This is a genomic window from Spiroplasma endosymbiont of Colias croceus (assembly GCF_964020095.1).
In the GTDB taxonomy this organism is placed as follows: domain Bacteria; phylum Bacillota_I; class Bacilli_A; order Mycoplasmatales; family VBWQ01; genus Spiroplasma_E.
The window spans coordinates 663,332-680,412 of sequence record NZ_OZ026536.1; the positions used below are offsets into that span (position 1 = coordinate 663,332).

At 23.0% G+C, this 17,081-nt stretch carries 25 protein-coding genes and 1 pseudogene; 4 read left to right on the forward strand and 22 right to left on the reverse strand.

Annotated features, from left to right (window positions below; genetic code table 4):
• Positions 1-119 precede the first annotated feature (119 nt).
• Together AACL24_RS04195 and AACL24_RS04200 are read right to left on the reverse strand one after the other, a co-directional pair.
• On the reverse strand, positions 120-356 hold the full coding sequence (locus AACL24_RS04195) for a hypothetical protein (RefSeq protein WP_339048886.1): 237 nt from the start codon (positions 354-356) through the stop codon (positions 120-122).
• Between the two features lie 3 nt (positions 357-359).
• The gene (locus AACL24_RS04200) at positions 360-902 is read right to left on the reverse strand and encodes a hypothetical protein (RefSeq protein WP_339048888.1); all 543 of its coding nucleotides are present in this window, start codon (positions 900-902) and stop codon (positions 360-362) included.
• A gap of 480 nt (positions 903-1,382) precedes the next feature.
• Between AACL24_RS04200 and AACL24_RS04205 the strand changes: the two genes are divergently transcribed.
• Positions 1,383-2,621 (forward strand): IS256 family transposase, encoded by a 1,239-nt coding sequence (locus tag AACL24_RS04205; RefSeq protein WP_339046650.1) that lies wholly within the window; start codon positions 1,383-1,385, stop codon positions 2,619-2,621.
• Positions 2,622-2,661: 40 nt separating this feature from the next.
• Here AACL24_RS04205 and AACL24_RS04210 read toward each other — a convergent pair whose 3' ends face one another.
• The 19 genes from AACL24_RS04210 to AACL24_RS04300 form a co-directional block, all read right to left on the reverse strand.
• Positions 2,662-3,069, reverse strand: a complete 408-nt coding sequence (locus AACL24_RS04210; RefSeq protein WP_339048890.1) for a transposase family protein — start codon at positions 3,067-3,069, stop codon at positions 2,662-2,664.
• 23 nt (positions 3,070-3,092) lie between these two features.
• Positions 3,093-3,515 (reverse strand): transposase family protein, encoded by a 423-nt coding sequence (locus AACL24_RS04215; protein WP_339045912.1) that lies wholly within the window; start codon positions 3,513-3,515, stop codon positions 3,093-3,095.
• A gap of 83 nt (positions 3,516-3,598) precedes the next feature.
• Positions 3,599-4,621: a hypothetical protein gene (locus tag AACL24_RS04220; protein WP_339048892.1), complete on the reverse strand. Its 1,023-nt coding sequence runs from the start codon at positions 4,619-4,621 to the stop codon at positions 3,599-3,601.
• Positions 4,622-4,635: 14 nt separating this feature from the next.
• On the reverse strand, positions 4,636-5,820 hold the full coding sequence (locus AACL24_RS04225; RefSeq protein WP_339048894.1) for a hypothetical protein: 1,185 nt from the start codon (positions 5,818-5,820) through the stop codon (positions 4,636-4,638).
• An 18-nt stretch (positions 5,821-5,838) separates the two neighbouring features.
• Positions 5,839-6,213: a hypothetical protein gene (locus tag AACL24_RS04230; protein ID WP_339048896.1), complete on the reverse strand. Its 375-nt coding sequence runs from the start codon at positions 6,211-6,213 to the stop codon at positions 5,839-5,841.
• Between the two features lie 17 nt (positions 6,214-6,230).
• A complete protein-coding gene (locus AACL24_RS04235; protein ID WP_339048898.1) occupies positions 6,231-6,446 on the reverse strand; it encodes a hypothetical protein in 216 nt (71 codons plus the stop codon).
• Positions 6,418-6,606 (reverse strand): hypothetical protein, encoded by a 189-nt coding sequence (locus tag AACL24_RS04240; RefSeq protein ID WP_174481134.1) that lies wholly within the window; start codon positions 6,604-6,606, stop codon positions 6,418-6,420. Before AACL24_RS04240 ends, AACL24_RS04235 begins: the two co-directional genes overlap by 29 nt.
• A gap of 40 nt (positions 6,607-6,646) precedes the next feature.
• A complete protein-coding gene (locus AACL24_RS04245; RefSeq protein ID WP_338978115.1) occupies positions 6,647-6,805 on the reverse strand; it encodes a hypothetical protein in 159 nt (52 codons plus the stop codon).
• Positions 6,806-6,821: 16 nt separating this feature from the next.
• Positions 6,822-7,142 carry a hypothetical protein gene (locus tag AACL24_RS04250; RefSeq protein WP_339048900.1) on the reverse strand — a complete coding sequence of 107 codons (321 nt, stop codon included), beginning with the start codon at positions 7,140-7,142 and terminating at the stop codon, positions 6,822-6,824.
• A gap of 47 nt (positions 7,143-7,189) precedes the next feature.
• Complete coding sequence (locus tag AACL24_RS04255; protein ID WP_339048902.1) at positions 7,190-7,633, reverse strand: hypothetical protein; 444 nt, start codon at positions 7,631-7,633, stop codon at positions 7,190-7,192.
• Positions 7,634-7,834: 201 nt separating this feature from the next.
• Positions 7,835-8,080: a hypothetical protein gene (locus AACL24_RS04260; RefSeq protein WP_339048904.1), complete on the reverse strand. Its 246-nt coding sequence runs from the start codon at positions 8,078-8,080 to the stop codon at positions 7,835-7,837.
• Entirely contained in the window at positions 8,080-8,307 is a 228-nt protein-coding gene (locus AACL24_RS04265) for a hypothetical protein (protein ID WP_339048906.1), read from the reverse strand. Before AACL24_RS04265 ends, AACL24_RS04260 begins: the two co-directional genes overlap by 1 nt.
• Positions 8,308-8,530: 223 nt before the next feature.
• Positions 8,531-8,692, reverse strand: coding sequence for a hypothetical protein (locus AACL24_RS04270; RefSeq protein ID WP_339048909.1), 162 nt, complete (start codon positions 8,690-8,692; stop codon positions 8,531-8,533).
• 3 nt (positions 8,693-8,695) lie between these two features.
• Positions 8,696-8,989: a hypothetical protein gene (locus AACL24_RS04275; protein ID WP_339048911.1), complete on the reverse strand. Its 294-nt coding sequence runs from the start codon at positions 8,987-8,989 to the stop codon at positions 8,696-8,698.
• A gap of 2 nt (positions 8,990-8,991) precedes the next feature.
• Positions 8,992-9,456 (reverse strand): hypothetical protein, encoded by a 465-nt coding sequence (locus AACL24_RS04280; RefSeq protein WP_339048913.1) that lies wholly within the window; start codon positions 9,454-9,456, stop codon positions 8,992-8,994.
• A 2-nt stretch (positions 9,457-9,458) separates the two neighbouring features.
• Positions 9,459-9,659 (reverse strand): hypothetical protein, encoded by a 201-nt coding sequence (locus AACL24_RS04285; RefSeq protein WP_339048915.1) that lies wholly within the window; start codon positions 9,657-9,659, stop codon positions 9,459-9,461.
• Between the two features lie 196 nt (positions 9,660-9,855).
• Positions 9,856-10,263: a transposase family protein gene (locus AACL24_RS04290; protein ID WP_339045908.1), complete on the reverse strand. Its 408-nt coding sequence runs from the start codon at positions 10,261-10,263 to the stop codon at positions 9,856-9,858.
• 23 nt (positions 10,264-10,286) lie between these two features.
• A complete protein-coding gene (locus tag AACL24_RS04295) occupies positions 10,287-10,709 on the reverse strand; it encodes a transposase family protein (RefSeq protein WP_339046226.1) in 423 nt (140 codons plus the stop codon).
• Positions 10,710-11,740: 1,031 nt separating this feature from the next.
• Entirely contained in the window at positions 11,741-12,235 is a 495-nt protein-coding gene (locus AACL24_RS04300) for a hypothetical protein (RefSeq protein ID WP_339048917.1), read from the reverse strand.
• 263 nt (positions 12,236-12,498) lie between these two features.
• On the opposite strand from AACL24_RS04300, the gene AACL24_RS04305 reads away from it, so the two are divergent.
• The gene (locus AACL24_RS04305; RefSeq protein WP_339048919.1) at positions 12,499-13,992 is read left to right on the forward strand and encodes a YfcC family protein; all 1,494 of its coding nucleotides are present in this window, start codon (positions 12,499-12,501) and stop codon (positions 13,990-13,992) included.
• A gap of 73 nt (positions 13,993-14,065) precedes the next feature.
• Here the strand turns inward: AACL24_RS04305 and AACL24_RS04310 are convergent, their stop codons facing one another.
• A complete protein-coding gene (locus tag AACL24_RS04310; RefSeq protein WP_339048921.1) occupies positions 14,066-14,530 on the reverse strand; it encodes a hypothetical protein in 465 nt (154 codons plus the stop codon).
• Between the two features lie 414 nt (positions 14,531-14,944).
• Between AACL24_RS04310 and AACL24_RS04315 the strand changes: the two genes are divergently transcribed.
• Both AACL24_RS04315 and AACL24_RS04320 read left to right on the forward strand, forming a co-directional pair.
• Positions 14,945-15,754: a hypothetical protein gene (locus tag AACL24_RS04315; protein ID WP_339048923.1), complete on the forward strand. Its 810-nt coding sequence runs from the start codon at positions 14,945-14,947 to the stop codon at positions 15,752-15,754.
• A gap of 82 nt (positions 15,755-15,836) precedes the next feature.
• Positions 15,837-17,075, forward strand: a pseudogene (locus AACL24_RS04320) (IS256 family transposase).
• Positions 17,076-17,081 lie beyond the last annotated feature (6 nt).

A 17,081-nucleotide genomic window follows, 5' to 3' on the forward strand; every position in this document is an offset into this window, starting at 1 on the left:
TATTGACAATTAATTAAATTTAATTACGGAATATGTCCATTGCACAATTATATAAGTTTTTAGTTGGCAAAGCTGATAATTCAGAGATTAAAACACTAAAAAGACCGACATTATTTTTATTAGATGAATTTTTTAATTAATTCATCTTTAAAACTATCAAAAGGAAATTTAGATAAAATAAAATCAAGATAAGCGTTAATATCATTTTGAGCGCGAATAGCAAAAGTTTTAAATCAATCATTAACATTAGGTCATGTTTGTATGTATTGCTGTGGGGTTTCTGTAATTTTTCCAGTTAATGGATATCAGTTATTATAATTTTCAAGACTGACATCAGTTCAAAGTTTATTAATCATAATTTATCATTCCTTAAAAAATGATTGTTTATAATGATGAGTATGTTTTTTTGTTTTTCTATGTGTTATATGTTCAATTTCTTTTTGTAGTTTATTTTTGCCTTTTTTTAATTTTTTCTTACTTTTTGCTATAACTTGACTATATGCAAACTTTTCTAAATGATGTAATAATCCTGTACCAAATAAAGTATTAACTGAAAACTTCAAACCAACATTTTTAAATGATTTATTAATATTTTCAATAGGATTATTAATAACATTAACTACTTTATGATAAGTCCTTACTATTCTAAATATTTCTCTATATACTTTAAAACTATCTCTAATTATTTGTTGAATAACTGGCGGAGCAAATGCTATTGCTTTTAATCATTTATTACGATTAACACCATAACCAATGTATCAACCACTATATCAACGATATCAATGAAATGGATGTATTTTAGTAACAAAAGTTTTTGCTTTAAGAATACTATCAACAACTGTAATTGGTTTATACTTAGGATTACGATGATAAATAGTAATTGCACATTTATCTAATGACAAAGGTTGAATTTTACAACCCATAAATACTGGTGAATTTAATGGAATTAATTGTGCGTGTTTAATTGCTCTTTTTTCTGCACTAGTAAATAAATCAGTTGCTTTTTCTTTTAATTTCTGAATTTTTTCAAATGCTTGTTTTTCTAACTTTTCAAATTTTTCTTGTAATTTATATATAGGACATATTCCGTAATTAAATTTAATTAATTGTCAATAAAATTGTTTTAAAACTATTTAGTGTTATTGAATATAGAAATAAATATTTTTTGAAAAAATAGTTTAAAAAATGAGTTTACATTTTAAACAAAAAATTGTTAATAATATTTTTATATTAACTCGATAAAAATTTAAATTTTAAAAAAATATTTTTAATATTTTTTTTATTTTAAGGTAATGTTTAGTAATCTGTGTAACTTACAAAAATAACTATGTTTAATTAATTCTAGTAAATATAATTAAATGACTAGAAAGAGTGAGTTACAGATGGCTAAAAAGCAAAATATTAATAATAATGATCCAATATCAAAAGCAGTAGATTTATTATTAGAAAATACTGAAGATTTAACAACAGTTTTTAAAGAGGGAGGATTGTATAAAGAATTAACAAAAAGATTAGTAGAAAAAATGTTGAATTCTGAGATGCAAAATTATTTGGGATATGAAAAGAATCAACATAGTAATAGTGACAATGCTCGTAATGGTATAAGTTCAAAAAAAATAATAACTCAACAAGGTAAAATTGAGATTGATGTACCACGAGATCGCAATAGTAATTTTAATCCTATAATAGTTGCAAAAAGACAAAGAAGATTTGATGGTTTTGATCAACAAGTTCTTTCTTTATATGCAAAAGGTATGACATTATCAGATATTAGAATGCAATTACAAGAGTTATATCATGGTGCTGATATTAGTGAAAGTGTTATTAGTCAAATTACTGATGATGTTATTGATGATGTAAAAGCATGGCAAAATCGACCATTAGAAAGTGTCTATCCGATTGTTTATTTTGATTGCATAGTAGTGAAAGTACGACAAGATAAAAGGATTATTAATAAATCAGTTTATATAGCTTTAGGAGTTGATTTAGAAGGTAAAAAAGATGTTTTAGGTTTATGAATTAGTGAAAATGAAGGTGCTAAATTTTGATTAGCAAATTTAACAGAAATGAAAAATCGTGGCTTAAATGATATTCTTATTGCCTGCAGTGATAATTTAACAGGCATGTCAGAAGCAATACAATCAGTTTATCTTAAAACAGAACATCAATTATGCATAGTTCATCAAATTAGAAATAGTTTGAAATATGTCTCATATAAGCATAGAAAATCTCTAGTTGCAGATTTAAAACCAATTTATACTGCATGTAGTGAAGAACAAGCAATGCAGGCTTTAGAATCCTTTGAAAATAAGTGAAATAAACAATATCCTCAAATTGCTAAATCTTGATATAAAAATTGAGATAATTTAATGGTTTTTATTAGTTATCCTACAGAAATCAAAAGAGTTATTTATACAACAAATGCTATTGAATCTGTAAATAGTCAATTACGAAAAGTTATCAGAAATAAAAAAGTTTTTCCTAATGATATGGCAGTTTTTAAAATATTTTATTTAGCAATTGAAAATATAACAAAAAAATGAACAATGCCCATTCAAAATTGAAATACAGCAATTGCTCATTTTATGATAAAATTTGAAGATAGAATTAATCTAAACTAGTACTTTGTAAAACAAAGATACACAGATTACATAAAAGCCTCTATTTTAATGGTTTTATTTTATTAAAAATTTCACAAAGTAAGTTAAATCTTAAGTACATAAGTCTAAATTTAGATTTTCTACATTTATTTACTAAAATTTTGAATCTTTTCAATCAAGCAAAGACATGTTCAACTTTAATTCTAATTTTAGATACAATCTTATTGTATTTTCTTTCTTGTTTAGTTAATTTTTTATTTTTAGTTCTTTTAATTGGTATTATTGTATTTTTATAAATATTTTGTATACCTTGATATCCTAAATCACCAATAATTATTGTTTTTTCTGAAAATTGAAGATTTGAATTTTTTAATATTTGAAAATCATGCACTTTACCATTATCAGCAAAAATATCAACAATTTTTTTATTAAAAAAATCATATACAATTTGAAATTTTATAGAATACATTCAACTTTTACCAGAAAAATATTCTAACTGTAGTTTTTTTTAGTTGGTCTTTCAATTTCAATCTCAGTTGAATCAATTAAATAAAATTGAAATTCATTTGAATTTTCTTGTTTTTTATCAATTTTTAATTTATATCTTTCTTTTAAAAATTGGTAATCTTTGTGGTTACTAAGTTTATTTTCTACTCAAGTAATATTTCGAAAACAACTTGATGGGCTCATTTTAGATTTAATACTCATTTGAAAAAAAGTATAATATTCTTTTCAGTATAATAAAGTCATCATTAATCTTTCTTCTACTGAAAGTTTATTTTTTCGACCTTTATTTTTTTCTAATTTTTCTATTTCAATTAATTTTTCTAACATTTCATTAAAATGAAAACGTTTTATACCAAAATATCTATAAAATTCTTCATTTTTTAATTTTTTTAAATTTTCAAAAATCATTTTTATCAACACTTTTCTAAATTTATTGTTAATAACAAAATTATAAAATAAATTTTAAAATTATTAATTGACTTTTAAAAAATTTAATTACGGAATATGTCTATACTTTCTCGTATTTTTTCAAAATATGATGTATCTTTTCAAATTTTATTTAAACCTTTTTTTAAATAAAATCTAATATCAAAATATTTAAAAGTTTGATTTGCTTTTAAAACAAGTTGATGAATAACATTATTTTTAAAATTAAATTTAATAGCATTGGCACGAATTTTTTGTAAATCTAAAATTAAAGTTTTTCCATATCTATTTTCTGAATGTATTGTATGAACTAAATTTAATCAATCATGTTGATTCATAGATAGTACTTTTTTTAAATCAGTATTAAATTTTTTTAAAAAGTTATTTGCTTTTTCAATATCTTTAATTTTAAATTTAGGAGTTAATTGGGGACTTAATTTTATTAATGTATTTTGTAATAATAAGTGTTCTTTTAACTTTTGTGTTTCTAATTTTTGAAAATTATTTTTATATTCTCTTTCAGCAACATAACCTAAATCTCGTAATACTGTTTCACGATTAGGAGTAAAACTATAATTCATTAAATAACGTTTATTACCAATAATTTTATCTGTTAAAATTTCTTTTCCACTTACTTGACTAATAATTTCTTGTAAGTTTTTTACTTCTTTAATTCCAACTTGTTCTAATGTTTTAGTTTTTTGTGCTAATTTAATAAATTTAGTTGTACGATAACCACGACTAATTTTATTAAGTCCAGCAAATGCAGGAAGTATATTAAAGAAAGTATTTAATTTTGTTACATTTCCTTTTAAATAATCATAAACTTGATTAATAGTAAAATCAGTTAAAAACTCTACACCAACAGCACTAATACTAGCAACTAAATCACTTGCACCTAATCCAAGGGCTACACTTTCACTTAATCCACCAGTAAAAGGAGCAAGTGCTACTGCTATAACTTGTACACCAATCATTTCTAAAATTTCTCATCAAAAACTTTTATTTTCTTGTTGGTTACTTGTTCTAGTATGTTTTGGTTTATTTATGTTTAAAAGTATTGCTGTACTAGTTGTACCGATTGGCATGATATTAATTTCCTTTATTTAAGAGTTATTTTAATTGGATTTGTTGTTCCTTTATAATTTAAATCATTAACATTAGCAGTAATAGTTATATATAAGTCACCTGCTTTTTGTTTTTGATTACTTACATTAGTTTTTCCTTGTGCATCACTAAAATATTTAATAGTTGGATTTGTTAAATTTGGATTTAATGATTTAAGTTCATTAGTACTTTTTATTTGTGTATTTAATTCACTATTATTGTTATTAACATTTGCAGTAATATTTGTTGTTAAACTTGTAATTTTAGTTTTTAAATCAGTTTTTTCTGTTTTAATAACTCCACATAACATTCAACGTGATGTTGTTTCATTATTAGAAATATATGGGATTGCTTCTCCAACAACTTCACCAGCAACTTTATATGCTCTTCCTGCTTTAGCATCTTTAATAAAATCTACATAAATAACTGTATTTTCTATCATATATCTTTTCATCGCTCTTGGTGTTGCTAAAATAAAGGTCATTAATTGTTGTTCATTTTTATCATTAGTAAAAATCATATAATCATCAAGAACGATTTCACATAATACACCTTTTACATATAAATTATTTCCATTTAAACGTAATTGTTGTGCCAACTGATTATCAGTAATTAAACCTTTATTATCTGCTAAATAAACTAAACTATCATAAAGACCATTAGTAATAAAAAATTTACTATTTGCAATGTTTCTAAATTGAAACAAAGTATTTCAAGCAGATAACATTGATTTTAAATAGCCTACTGGTGTTGTATCTTCAATATCGATTTTAGTAGCAAATTTTGCAATTGCTTGTGTATCATCAATTGCCAATTTATCTGCTAAATCATTTGCAACTTCATATTGCATACTATCTAATAAATTTTGTCCATTATTTGCTTTTAAATCTACATCTGTAATAATTTCTCCTGCAAGATATTTTTTAGTTATTTTTTTACTAATTTTATCTGTATCAACATATGGTAATTCATATCTTTTGCTTTTATCATCTCAAGCAATAATTTTAACTTCTGGTTTTTTTGGTTTTTTAACAATAAATTCAATATTTACTGAGTCAACAATTTCAGTAGGAAAAAAGTTTGCCCATGGACTATTTGAAATTTTAAAAAATTCTATAAATTCTGGTGCTTCTACTAATCTCTCTGTATTGTCTAAATTTTGATTAAATGGTACTGACATTTTATTTCTTCCTTTCGTTTATAAATAATTTTTCTTTTTATAATTAATTAAAAAATTTTCTTTATCATTTGTTTTATTATTAATAATTATTTGTTTATTACCACCTGTATTAATTGTTTGTTTAAATACTGGTTGTTCTTTAATCATTTTTTTAATAGTTTCTTCAATTTTTGAATTTTCTAGATTACTTGTTTTAAATTTTAAATAATCATAAAATTCAGTTTTAACTTGATATTTTTTAATTATATTAATCATTTCTTTTTCTTTAATTTCTTGATTAAGTTTATTTAACTTATTTTCTGCTTCATTAACTTTATTTTCTATTTCTTGTTGAACATTATTTTCAGTTAAAGGTTCAGTTGTTTGTTGAACATTATTTTCATTTTCTAACATTTAACATTCTCCTAATCTTATCCCAATAATCAATCTTTAACTAATTGTGGCATTTCACTTATTAATTTTTTATAATCATTAACTGCATTTTCTAATGTATCAATATCAGAAAATTTAAAACAATTATCAATATGTAAATCAAAATCTCTCTCAATACTGATATCTTGTTTTCTATATTTTTCATTAAATTCAATTTTTGTCATATTATTTTTCTCCTTTATTAATCTTTTCATTTAATTTTGCTAATTTTTTTTGATGTTTTATAATTTTGTTATTTGCTCTAACATGTTTTGGAGTTGTGATAAATCTTTTTAATAAAACAATAATTTCTCTGCAAATCAATGTTCCAACACTTGTTCCAATAATTATTAATTCATGTAAAAATTCTTTCATTTCAATATTTTCCTTTCAACTATTTATTGTTTATTTTTGATTATTCATCAAATTCACCTTTATTAATTCTTTCAATCATTGATTGTGAATTACTTATAACTTCTACTAATACAGATAGTTTTTTTTCTAATTCTTCTATTTGTTCTTTATATGTTTTTATTTCATTATTATAATATTCAAGTATTTTTTCTTTATTCATAAATTATTCACCTCCTTTATAAACTCATGTGATTATAATCTCAATTTAATGAAGCATTATCATGATTTAATGGTACTTCGCTCATATTATCACTACCATATTGACTGGTTGTTTCACTATTAATTGTGAATCTATTATCATTTACTAATCTTGCAGTTTCATCATTAAATGATGTTTCTTGCATTTCTTCATTATGATGTGTAGTTTCCATAGGTAGTAAATTATGGATTATTTCACTTGCACCAGCAATTATGGTAGGTACTGCATAAGCATTCATAAAATCATTATTAATACCCATTGCTACACCACTTGATATTAAACATCCACCAGTAGCCATATTACAAATCTTTCTTATTGCTTCAAATTTATTAGGTATTAACTCAGTTAATCCACTAATAAATTTGAAATACCATAAGCATTTAAACTAATATATGTATCTCAATCCATTAATGACTGATGTTCTTGTTTATTTAATAGTAATCATGGTGGACCTTCTGTTGTAGTTGTAGTAGTAATTGGAGTTGGTGTTGTTGGAATAATTGGAGTAATATTATTTTCTGTTCATTTACTATAATTTGTTAAACCAATAGTCCCTAATCCTAGTAATATTTTTTTAGAACTATTAATTAATTTAGTTTTAGTATTTGATCTTTGATTTAAATTTCATATATCTAAACCTAATTTTTTACCAAATAATAAACTATTAATTGAACCTAATATTGGATTTGCAATTACTTGACCATAATAAGCACTTGTACCAATCATTGCACAAATTGGACTTACTCCAATTCTTATTAATTTTATTAATGTATAATTATTTGTTTCCATTTTTTTCTCCTTTAATTTGTTTTAAATCATTTAATAGTTCTATAAATTTATTCATGTATTCTGAATAATAATCAATCATTAAATAATTATCATTTCAATTAAACATTACACATGTGTCACTTGTACAAAATTCAATATTATCAATAAAAAATAATTTTTCATCTACATTTCATTTAATTAAAAATTCGCGTTTAGTAATGGTTATTCTCTTTCTATTTCTAATTTTTTAATTGTTACTTTAATTCAACCTTGATAAACATCATTATCACCAACTATTAATGCAACATTACTTTCTGGGTCAGAAACAATTATACGTTTTGATTTAACATTTGGGTATTGTCTTAAAATAATTGCTCTAATATCATTACTTGTATGAATTGCTTTTGGAAATGGTGATAATATTTCAATTTCATCTTTATTTTCAAACAAAGTAGGTAATATAATCATTAGTCAAATTCTCAATTTTCTATTTTTTCTAATATATTTGCATAAGTATCTGTTTTTGATTGAAATCATTTGTCTTGAACTTGATTAAAACTATTATAAAATTCAAGTAAAAAAGATTTTAATTTTTCTTTATTAATACAATTTTTATGTGTTTTTTTATCTGTTATAATACTTTCAATTTTACCTAATTCATTATGCCTTCATTGTGCTAATTCTTCCTTAGTCATTATTTATTTTCCTTTCTATATTTTTTTCTTGATGTATTAATAAATTTATTAAAATTATTTGTTTATCAATGTCACCTAATTTTTTTAAAAGATATTCATATCTTTTTTTAAAATCTTCACTATCAATATCTCTATCTTTATAAATTATATTTTTCAGTTTTTTTTATTTTATATAAGGTTTTTGGAGAATATATTTCTCCATCCATACAAAGAAAACATTTCATTATTTTATTTCCTTATTTTCAATTTGATTAGCAATTTCATTTAATATTTTTAATACTTTATATTCATTTTTTAATTCTTTAATAATAAATATTAAAAATATTATTAGTGTTATAGATGTTATTAATATTGGTACTATTAATAAAATTTTTCATAATATCATTTTTTACTCTTTTCATTTTTTAAATCATTTAACATTAATTGAACAAAATGCACGATTTTTAGGAATATTTAAAGTGTTAAAGATTTGACCAGTTACTATAATTTCATCGTTTTTGTTTAATAAAATACAGCGTCTATAAAGTTTTGGTTTATTAAAAATTAAAGTAACATAGTTTAAACCATTTCATTGTCCACGAACACTATAATATAATTCCTTATTATCTTTTTCGTAATATTTTGCTTCAATAGTGTTACTTAGTTTTACTGTTAATTTGACATAATTTTCTTTATCTTTCATTTTTATAATTTCCTTAAATAATTATCAAAAATCAATATTTTCTTATGATTTTTTAAATAATATTGAATATGCTTATAAGCATCTTGTTCATGTTTTGTTAATTTTATATTTCCTTTATAATTTGTTATTTTATTTTTATTTTTTGGGTGGTTTTCTAGATAATCTCAGTTAAAAACATCTTGTACTAATATCATTAAAGCACCAATAATTTTAGGAGTTGCTAATGGATTAGTTAATAATTGTTTTGAACTTAAAAAGAAATTTTCTACAATAACTAATATTTTTTTATCAATAAATTTTTCTTTAATTAATTGAAATTTTTCTTTATAAATATTTTTAGTTCATAAAACAGTTAATGTATTGAATGTTTCATTAAAAACAATATTATTAGCTTCATTTGAATATATAACCATTCTATTATTACCAATTCCAGCGGGGTCAATGCCAATAATTAAGTCATATTGCATTATTAATCAAAGTCTCCATTTTTAATTATTTTAATTAATTCATCAATACCTTTTATATTTGGATCTCTATTTGAAGATAATAAAAATTGTTTTCCATTATAAGCATTTGCTCTATTATTAATTAAATATTTAATTAATTTTTCTTTATATTCATTAATTACTTCTTTTTTAAAATCTGCTCTTAATTTTTCTATATTGGACATATTCCGTAATTAAATTTAATTAATTGTCAATAAAATTGTTTTAAAACTATTTAGTGTTATTGAATATAGAAATAAATATTTTTTGAAAAAATAGTTTAAAAAATGAGTTTACATTTTAAACAAAAAATTGTTAATAATATTTTTATATTAACTCGATAAAAATTTAAATTTTAAAAAAATATTTTTAATATTTTTTTTATTTTAATGGTTTTATTTTATTAAAAATTTCACAAAGTAAGTTAAATCTTAAGTACATAAGTCTAAATTTAGATTTTCTACATTTATTTACTAAAATTTTGAATCTTTTCAATCAAGCAAAGACATGTTCAACTTTAATTCTAATTTTAGATACAATCTTATTGTATTTTCTTTCTTGTTTAGTTAATTTTTTATTTTTAGTTCTTTTAATTGGTATTATTGTATTTTTATAAATATTTTGTATACCTTGATATCCTAAATCACCAATAATTATTGTTTTTTCTGAAAATTCAAGATTTGAATTTTTTAATATTTGAAAATCATGCACTTTACCATTATCAGCAAAAATATCAACAATTTTTTTATTAAAAAAATCATATACAATTTGAAATTTTATAGAATACATTCAACTTTTACCAGAAAAATATTCTAACTGTAGTTTTTTTTAGTTGGTCTTTCAATTTCAATCTCAGTTGAATCAATTAAATAAAATTGAAATTCATTTGAATTTTCTTGTTTTTTATCAATTTTTAATTTATATCTTTCTTTTAAAAATTGGTAATCTTTGTGGTTACTAAGTTTATTTTCTACTCAAGTAATATTTCGAAAACAACTTGATGGGCTCATTTTAGATTTAATACTCATTTGAAAAAAAGTATAATATTCTTTTCAGTATAATAAAGTCATCATTAATCTTTCTTCTACTGAAAGTTTATTTTTTTGACCTTTATTTTTTTCTAATTTTTCTATTTCAATTAATTTTTCTAACATTTCATTAAAATGAAAACGTTTTATACCAAAATATCTATAAAATTCTTCATTTTTTAATTTTTTTAAATTTTCAAAAATCATTTTTATCAACACTTTTCTAAATTTATTGTTAATAACAAAATTATAAAATAAATTTTAAAATTATTAATTGACTTTTAAAAAATTTAATTACGGAATATGTCTATTATTTAAATGTTCTTTTATTATTTCTTGATTACGTTTTTTATTATATTCATTAATAATTTCTTGGTCTTTATAAGAAAATGGTTTTTGTTTATTCATATTTATATCTCCTACTTAATCTAACATTTAAAATACAGTCATAACAAATTGCTTTATTATTTTTGTCTCTTAAAAAGTTTTGTCTTGTTTTTATATCATTAGTATTAAAGAATAAATAATCTAATTTATGTTGTTTACATGTTCAACAAAAATACTTTTTCATAATAGTTCTTTCTAATATATTCTGTTGCTTGTAGCATAAAGAATATATATTTTTATTTTTATATTATTAATACTATTAGTTTTATTCATTCCAGCAATTCTGGGCTCAAAAATAAATTGTGAAATTTTAAAAAACATTGAGGCATTCGATTCAATATTTATTTAATTTGTGTTAAACAAATTAATACTTTAATTGAACCGGCACCGCTCAATTTTTTTTACAAGTTTGAAATTTATTTTCTCGCCCAAAAAAATTTTCAAAAAAAATAAAAAATAAAACCAACACTTGCTCACTGGGGGGTGGCAAGGTTGGTTAAATAAAGAATAGAATTAATATAATAGGTCCCTACAACAGGTCTATATATACTAGTTTCCAATTCGCTCCCACCCCAAGAATTACCATTAATGGTTAGTATATTTTATTAGGTATCACTCCACTTTTTATTTATCCATGCAAGTCCACATGCTAGCTACTATTTTTAACAACTGTGTTGTAGTTCACTTTTTTAATTCCCTAACACGTGTTGATAATAGCGTTAAAGACGGTTATTAAAAATTTTAAAATTTTACAATTACAAAAAAAGACGAGAATTTTATTCTCGTCTTTTGTCATTTATTTTTAATTTAAGGGTTTAAAAAAGAAAGGAGCTATTTTTAAAAATTATTAGTTATCGACATCTTCGACACGCTCCCAAAAAAGAAGATGGATCAGTAAAGTTAATTCTAATCATTGATACAATTTGTGAACTAACTATAACAGGTAAAGTAGCATACTGTAAAAAAGAAATTAATCAACCTCAGAAGCGACCATAAGTACTTCTAACATAAATATAAGCAGCACCATTATTACCCGGATGTACTCTTGAAAGTCTTGAGAAAGCTCAAGCACAAGTTCCTGCAATTAATCCTTCTACTAAAAAAATTCAAATCATATGAGAACCTAAATTTAAACTATCTTTATTAATTAAAATTGCAAAGTTAGCAGTAAAAGTAATTCCAACAGTATAATTAAAACCAAACCAGATTAATTCTGATAAAGTTAATTTATGATTTGTCCTTTCTTTTTTCTTAAAAAGTTTTAACATAATATTCTCCTTTCAATTATAATAATTATATACCTTTAAAGTGATTTCATTAATTAATGAAATAGTCAATAAAATCAAAAAAAAAATATATGTAATTGATAATAACTAATTTTATTTTAAAATACTACTAATATTTAATTAAATTTTCAAATAATACTAATAAAAAAATAACATTTTTTTAAAAACTATTATTATAATAATGTTACTTAAATAAAAATACTACTTTTTTAATAAGTTATTTTAAAAAATAAGCTTAAACATCTTTTATTCTACATGATAAATAGTGTATTATATAATTAATAATACTTTTAAAAAAATAAAGAAGGAGGTATTAATCATATATGGGAATTACCAAAAAGAAAAAATTTCGTTTATTTCCATTTAAAATGCCAACAGCAATTACAGTCTTATTCTTTATTATTGCTCTAATTATTATTATTTCTTGGATTCCAGGAACAACAGGTAAATGATTAGAAGATGAATCAAAGACTGTAAGCACTGATAACCCCTGACAAGACGGTGCGCCATTAGGTATCATGGACTTATTTTTGGCTCCAATTAAAGGTTTCATTGGTAGCAGTGATATTATTGTTTTTGTTTTAGTAATTGGTGGATATATTGGCATAGTCATGAAATCAGGTGCACTAGATGCAGGAATTGGTCGTTTAGTTAAACGTCTAAACGGAAAAGAAATTTGAATTATTCCTTCAATTATGACTATCCTATCGATTGGTGGAACAGTTGAAGGAATGTGTGAAGAAACTATTCCTTACTATTTAATTATTATTCCAGCAATGTTAGCTGCTGGTTTTGATGTTGTTACAGCTGTATTAATGATTTTATTGGGTGCTGGTGTTGGTGTTATGTTTTCAACACTTAATCCCTTTGCTATTGCCACAGCTTCACAAGCTAGTGGTTTAAATCCGGGTGATGGAATCAGCTGACGTTTAATTTGTTGATTTTTAGCAACTATCGGTACTATTGCTTTTGTTATGTGATATGCAATCCGTGTTAAACGTAATCCTGAAAAATCAGTTGTTTTTCACTTACATAGTGAGCATCATGAAGAATTTATTAATAAAGAAGAAATCCCTGAATTTACTAAACGTCGTAAAATTATTTTAGCACTATTTGGATTAACATTTTTAATTATGGTGCTTTGTATTATTCCATGAGGTAAAATTACAGGAATAACTATTTTTGATGATTTTCACAATACATTAATTAAATATTTTCCATATTTCACAAGTCAAATTAATGCATTTGGTGACTGAAATATTGAAATGTTAGCTTTCTTATTTTTCTTTGTTTCAATTATCATTGCAGCAATTGATTGAAAAGGCGAAGAACAATATGTTCGTAATTTTATTAGTGGTTCTTCAGAATTATTAGGTGTTGCTTTAATAATTGCTGTTGCTGGTGGAATTAGCTGATCATTACAACATTCAGGAATGCAACATGTTGTTGTTGGTCAATTGCAAAGTATTGATAAATTGCCAAGATTTGCTATTGTTATTATTGGTTTTTTTGCTTTTCTTTTGATTGCCTTTGTTATTCCTTCAACATCAGGATTTGCAAAAGCTGTTTTCCCTATTGTTTCAAAAATAGTAATTCCTTTAGGATTAGGTTCAGGAATGATTACTACTTTTGTTATGGCTAGTGGTTGAATTAATTTATTTGCACCAAGTGCAGGTGTAATGATGGCAGGACTTGCCATTGCTAAAGTTCCCCTAACAAGTTTTTATCGAGCAATCTGACCATATACTATTGGTATTACTGTCTTTGCCTTAATAATGTTAAGTATTGGAACTTTATTACCTCAATCAATATTTTAGTAAAATTTAAAGCACTATGTTAATTAAAACTTTTCTCTAATTAGAAAAAAGTTTTTTAATTTTTATTTCATTTTTATAAAATTAAACATCGTTTGGGAAAACATTCACTTTCACGATTTGTTTGCGTTTGTTCATTATTTAGTAGACTTAATTGATCATCTGCTAATTCTGAAATTTCTACAACTTCATCTTCTGGTAAAAAAATTTGTTCTAATATTTTATTAATATTATTTCAATCATTTACAAAATTTTCACCCATTTTACTGTCTCTAATTATTTTTCTAGTAGCAGGATCATATTCTGTTGATTGATAAGAATTTAACAACATTTCTTCAACAAAAGCAGAAACTTTATAAATAATTAATAATTTTTCGTTAATATTATCATCACTTTTTTCTTTCTGTAATTGCTGTTTATACTTACTTAATTCATCTCATAATGATTTAATATTTTCCTTTTTTGCTTCTATTTTTCTAAAAATTTCTATAATTTCTTTATAATCAAGTTTTATTTCAGATAGTAAAAATTTTAAATTCATATTTTTCCCCTTTCAAAATAAAAAACCTACTTGCTTAAAACTTAAACAATAGGTCAAAAACTTATATTTTTTTATTTATAGAAATATTATACTTTATTATTTTTATTTTTTTCAGATATTACTTTATAACAATAAATACTAATATAATTTTAATTTTTAATTAAAATCTTAAATATTTTTAATATATTTTGATTATATTAAAAATTAAAATTATAAGTGTTTTTTATTTAATTTTACTATTAATAATTTATAAATACACTCTTAAAGATGTAAAAAAACCATAAAATTTTTTTTATGTATTATAATAGTGTTAGTGAGTTATTTAAAATAATATGTTTTACATAAGATTATTGAAGATAATTTCTCACATCTATTCTAGATTTAACTGAGGAGGTTAAGAGAAAAATGAGGAATATGAGAACATTATTAAAGTTATTAGGTGCTAGTGTCATAACAACAGTACCAGTAACTACTGTTATAGCTTGTGGTAACAACAAAGAAGATCAGGTAAAAATATTACTAGATCAAGTATCAATAAATTTAGGTTTAACAAATGATGAAGGAAACAGTTTAAAAACTATTAGACTTGATTGAGAAAAAGATACATCCTTTTTCTTAATTGATAATTCCGATATTTTGGTTACTAAATTATTAGAAAAAGAGGCAACTACTGGTCAACCCAAAGCTAAAGATAAAGACAGTTTCTATTTTTTAAAATCTGTTTTACAACAGAAATTAACATCAGGAACAACACCTGAAGATGGTACTTTTGATGCAGCGGAAGTTGCTAAAATTAAAAATAAAATATCTAATATAAAAGTTTCTACTAGTAAATTTGTAGAACCAAATGATGATGAAAAACTTGTAGTTGGTGATGGGACATATAATTTACAATTCTTTAAAGAAGATGGTAAAACAAATTTAGGGGATAAATATACAGTAAAAGTAATGACTGGAACTGATGCTTTATTTAATATTTTTGCAAGTTATAGTGCTGCTAAGTTAAGTTATAATGAATTTGTTTATGAAGGAAGTTCTATTGAGTATTTCCAAGCGGGTTATAAATTAGAAGAAACTGTTAATAAATGATTAAAAGATAAAACAGAAGTACCATTAATAAGCAAAAGCAGAACTGAAAAAGCTATTAAATTTAATAACTTTGAACAATTAGTTGGTTGAAAAGCAAAATTTAATGTTATAAGTTTTAAGAAGGGTAATGTTTAGTAATCTGTGTAACTTACAAAAATAACTATGTTTAATTAATTCTAGTAAATATAATTAAATTTCTAGAAAGAGTGAGTTACAGATGGCTAAAAAGCAAAATATTAATAATAATGTTCCAATATCAAAAGCAGTAGATTTATTATTAGAAAATACTGAAGATTTAACAACAGTTTTTAAAGAGGGAGGATTGTATAAAGAATTAACAAAAAGATTAGTAGAAAAAATGTTGAATTCTGAGATGCAAAATTATTTGCGATATGAAAAGAATCAAAATAGTAATAGTGACAATGCTCGTAATGGTATAAGTTCAAAAAAAATAATAACTCAACAAGGTAAAATTGAGATTGATGTACCACGAGATCGCAATAGTAATTTTAATCCTATAATAGTTGCAAAAAGACAAAGAAGATTTGATGGTTTTGATCAACAAGTTCTTTCTTTATATGCAAAAGGTATGACATTATCAGATATTAGAATGCAATTACAAGAGTTATATCATGGTGCTGATATTAGTGAAAGTGTTATTAGTCAAATTACTGATGATGTTATTGATGATGTAAAAGCATGGCAAAATCGACCATTAGAAAGTGTCTATCCGATTGTTTATTTTGATTGCATAGTAGTGAAAGTACGATAAGATAAAAGGATTATTAATAAATCAGTTTATATAGCTTTAGGAGTTGATTTAGAAGGTAAAAAAGATGTTTTAGGTTTATGAATTAGTGAAAATGAAGGTGCTAAATTTTGATTAGCAAATTTAACAGAAATGAAAAATCGTGGCTTAAATGATATTCTTATTGCCTGTAGTGATAATTTAACAGGCATGTCAGAAGCAATACAATCAGTTTATCTTAAAACAGAACATCAATTATGCATAGTTCATCAAATTAGAAATAGTTTGAAATATGTCTCATATAAGCATAGAAAATCTCTAGTTGCAGATTTAAAACCAATTTATACTGCATGTAGTGAAGAACAAGCAATGCAGGCTTTAGAATCCTTTGAAAATAAGTGAAATAAACAATATCCTCAAATTGCTAAATCTTGATATAAAAATTGAGATAATTTAATGGTTTTTATTAGTTATCCTACAGAAATCAAAAGAGTGATTTATACAACAAATGCTATTGAATCTGTAAATAGTCAATTACGAAAAGTTATCAGAAATAAAAAAGTTTTTCCTAATGATATGGCAGTTTTTAAAATATTTTATTTAGCAATTGAAAATATAACAAAAAAATGAACAATGCCCATTCAAAATTGAAATACAGCAATTGCTCATTTTATGATAAAATTTGAAGATAGAATTAATCTAAACTAGTACTTT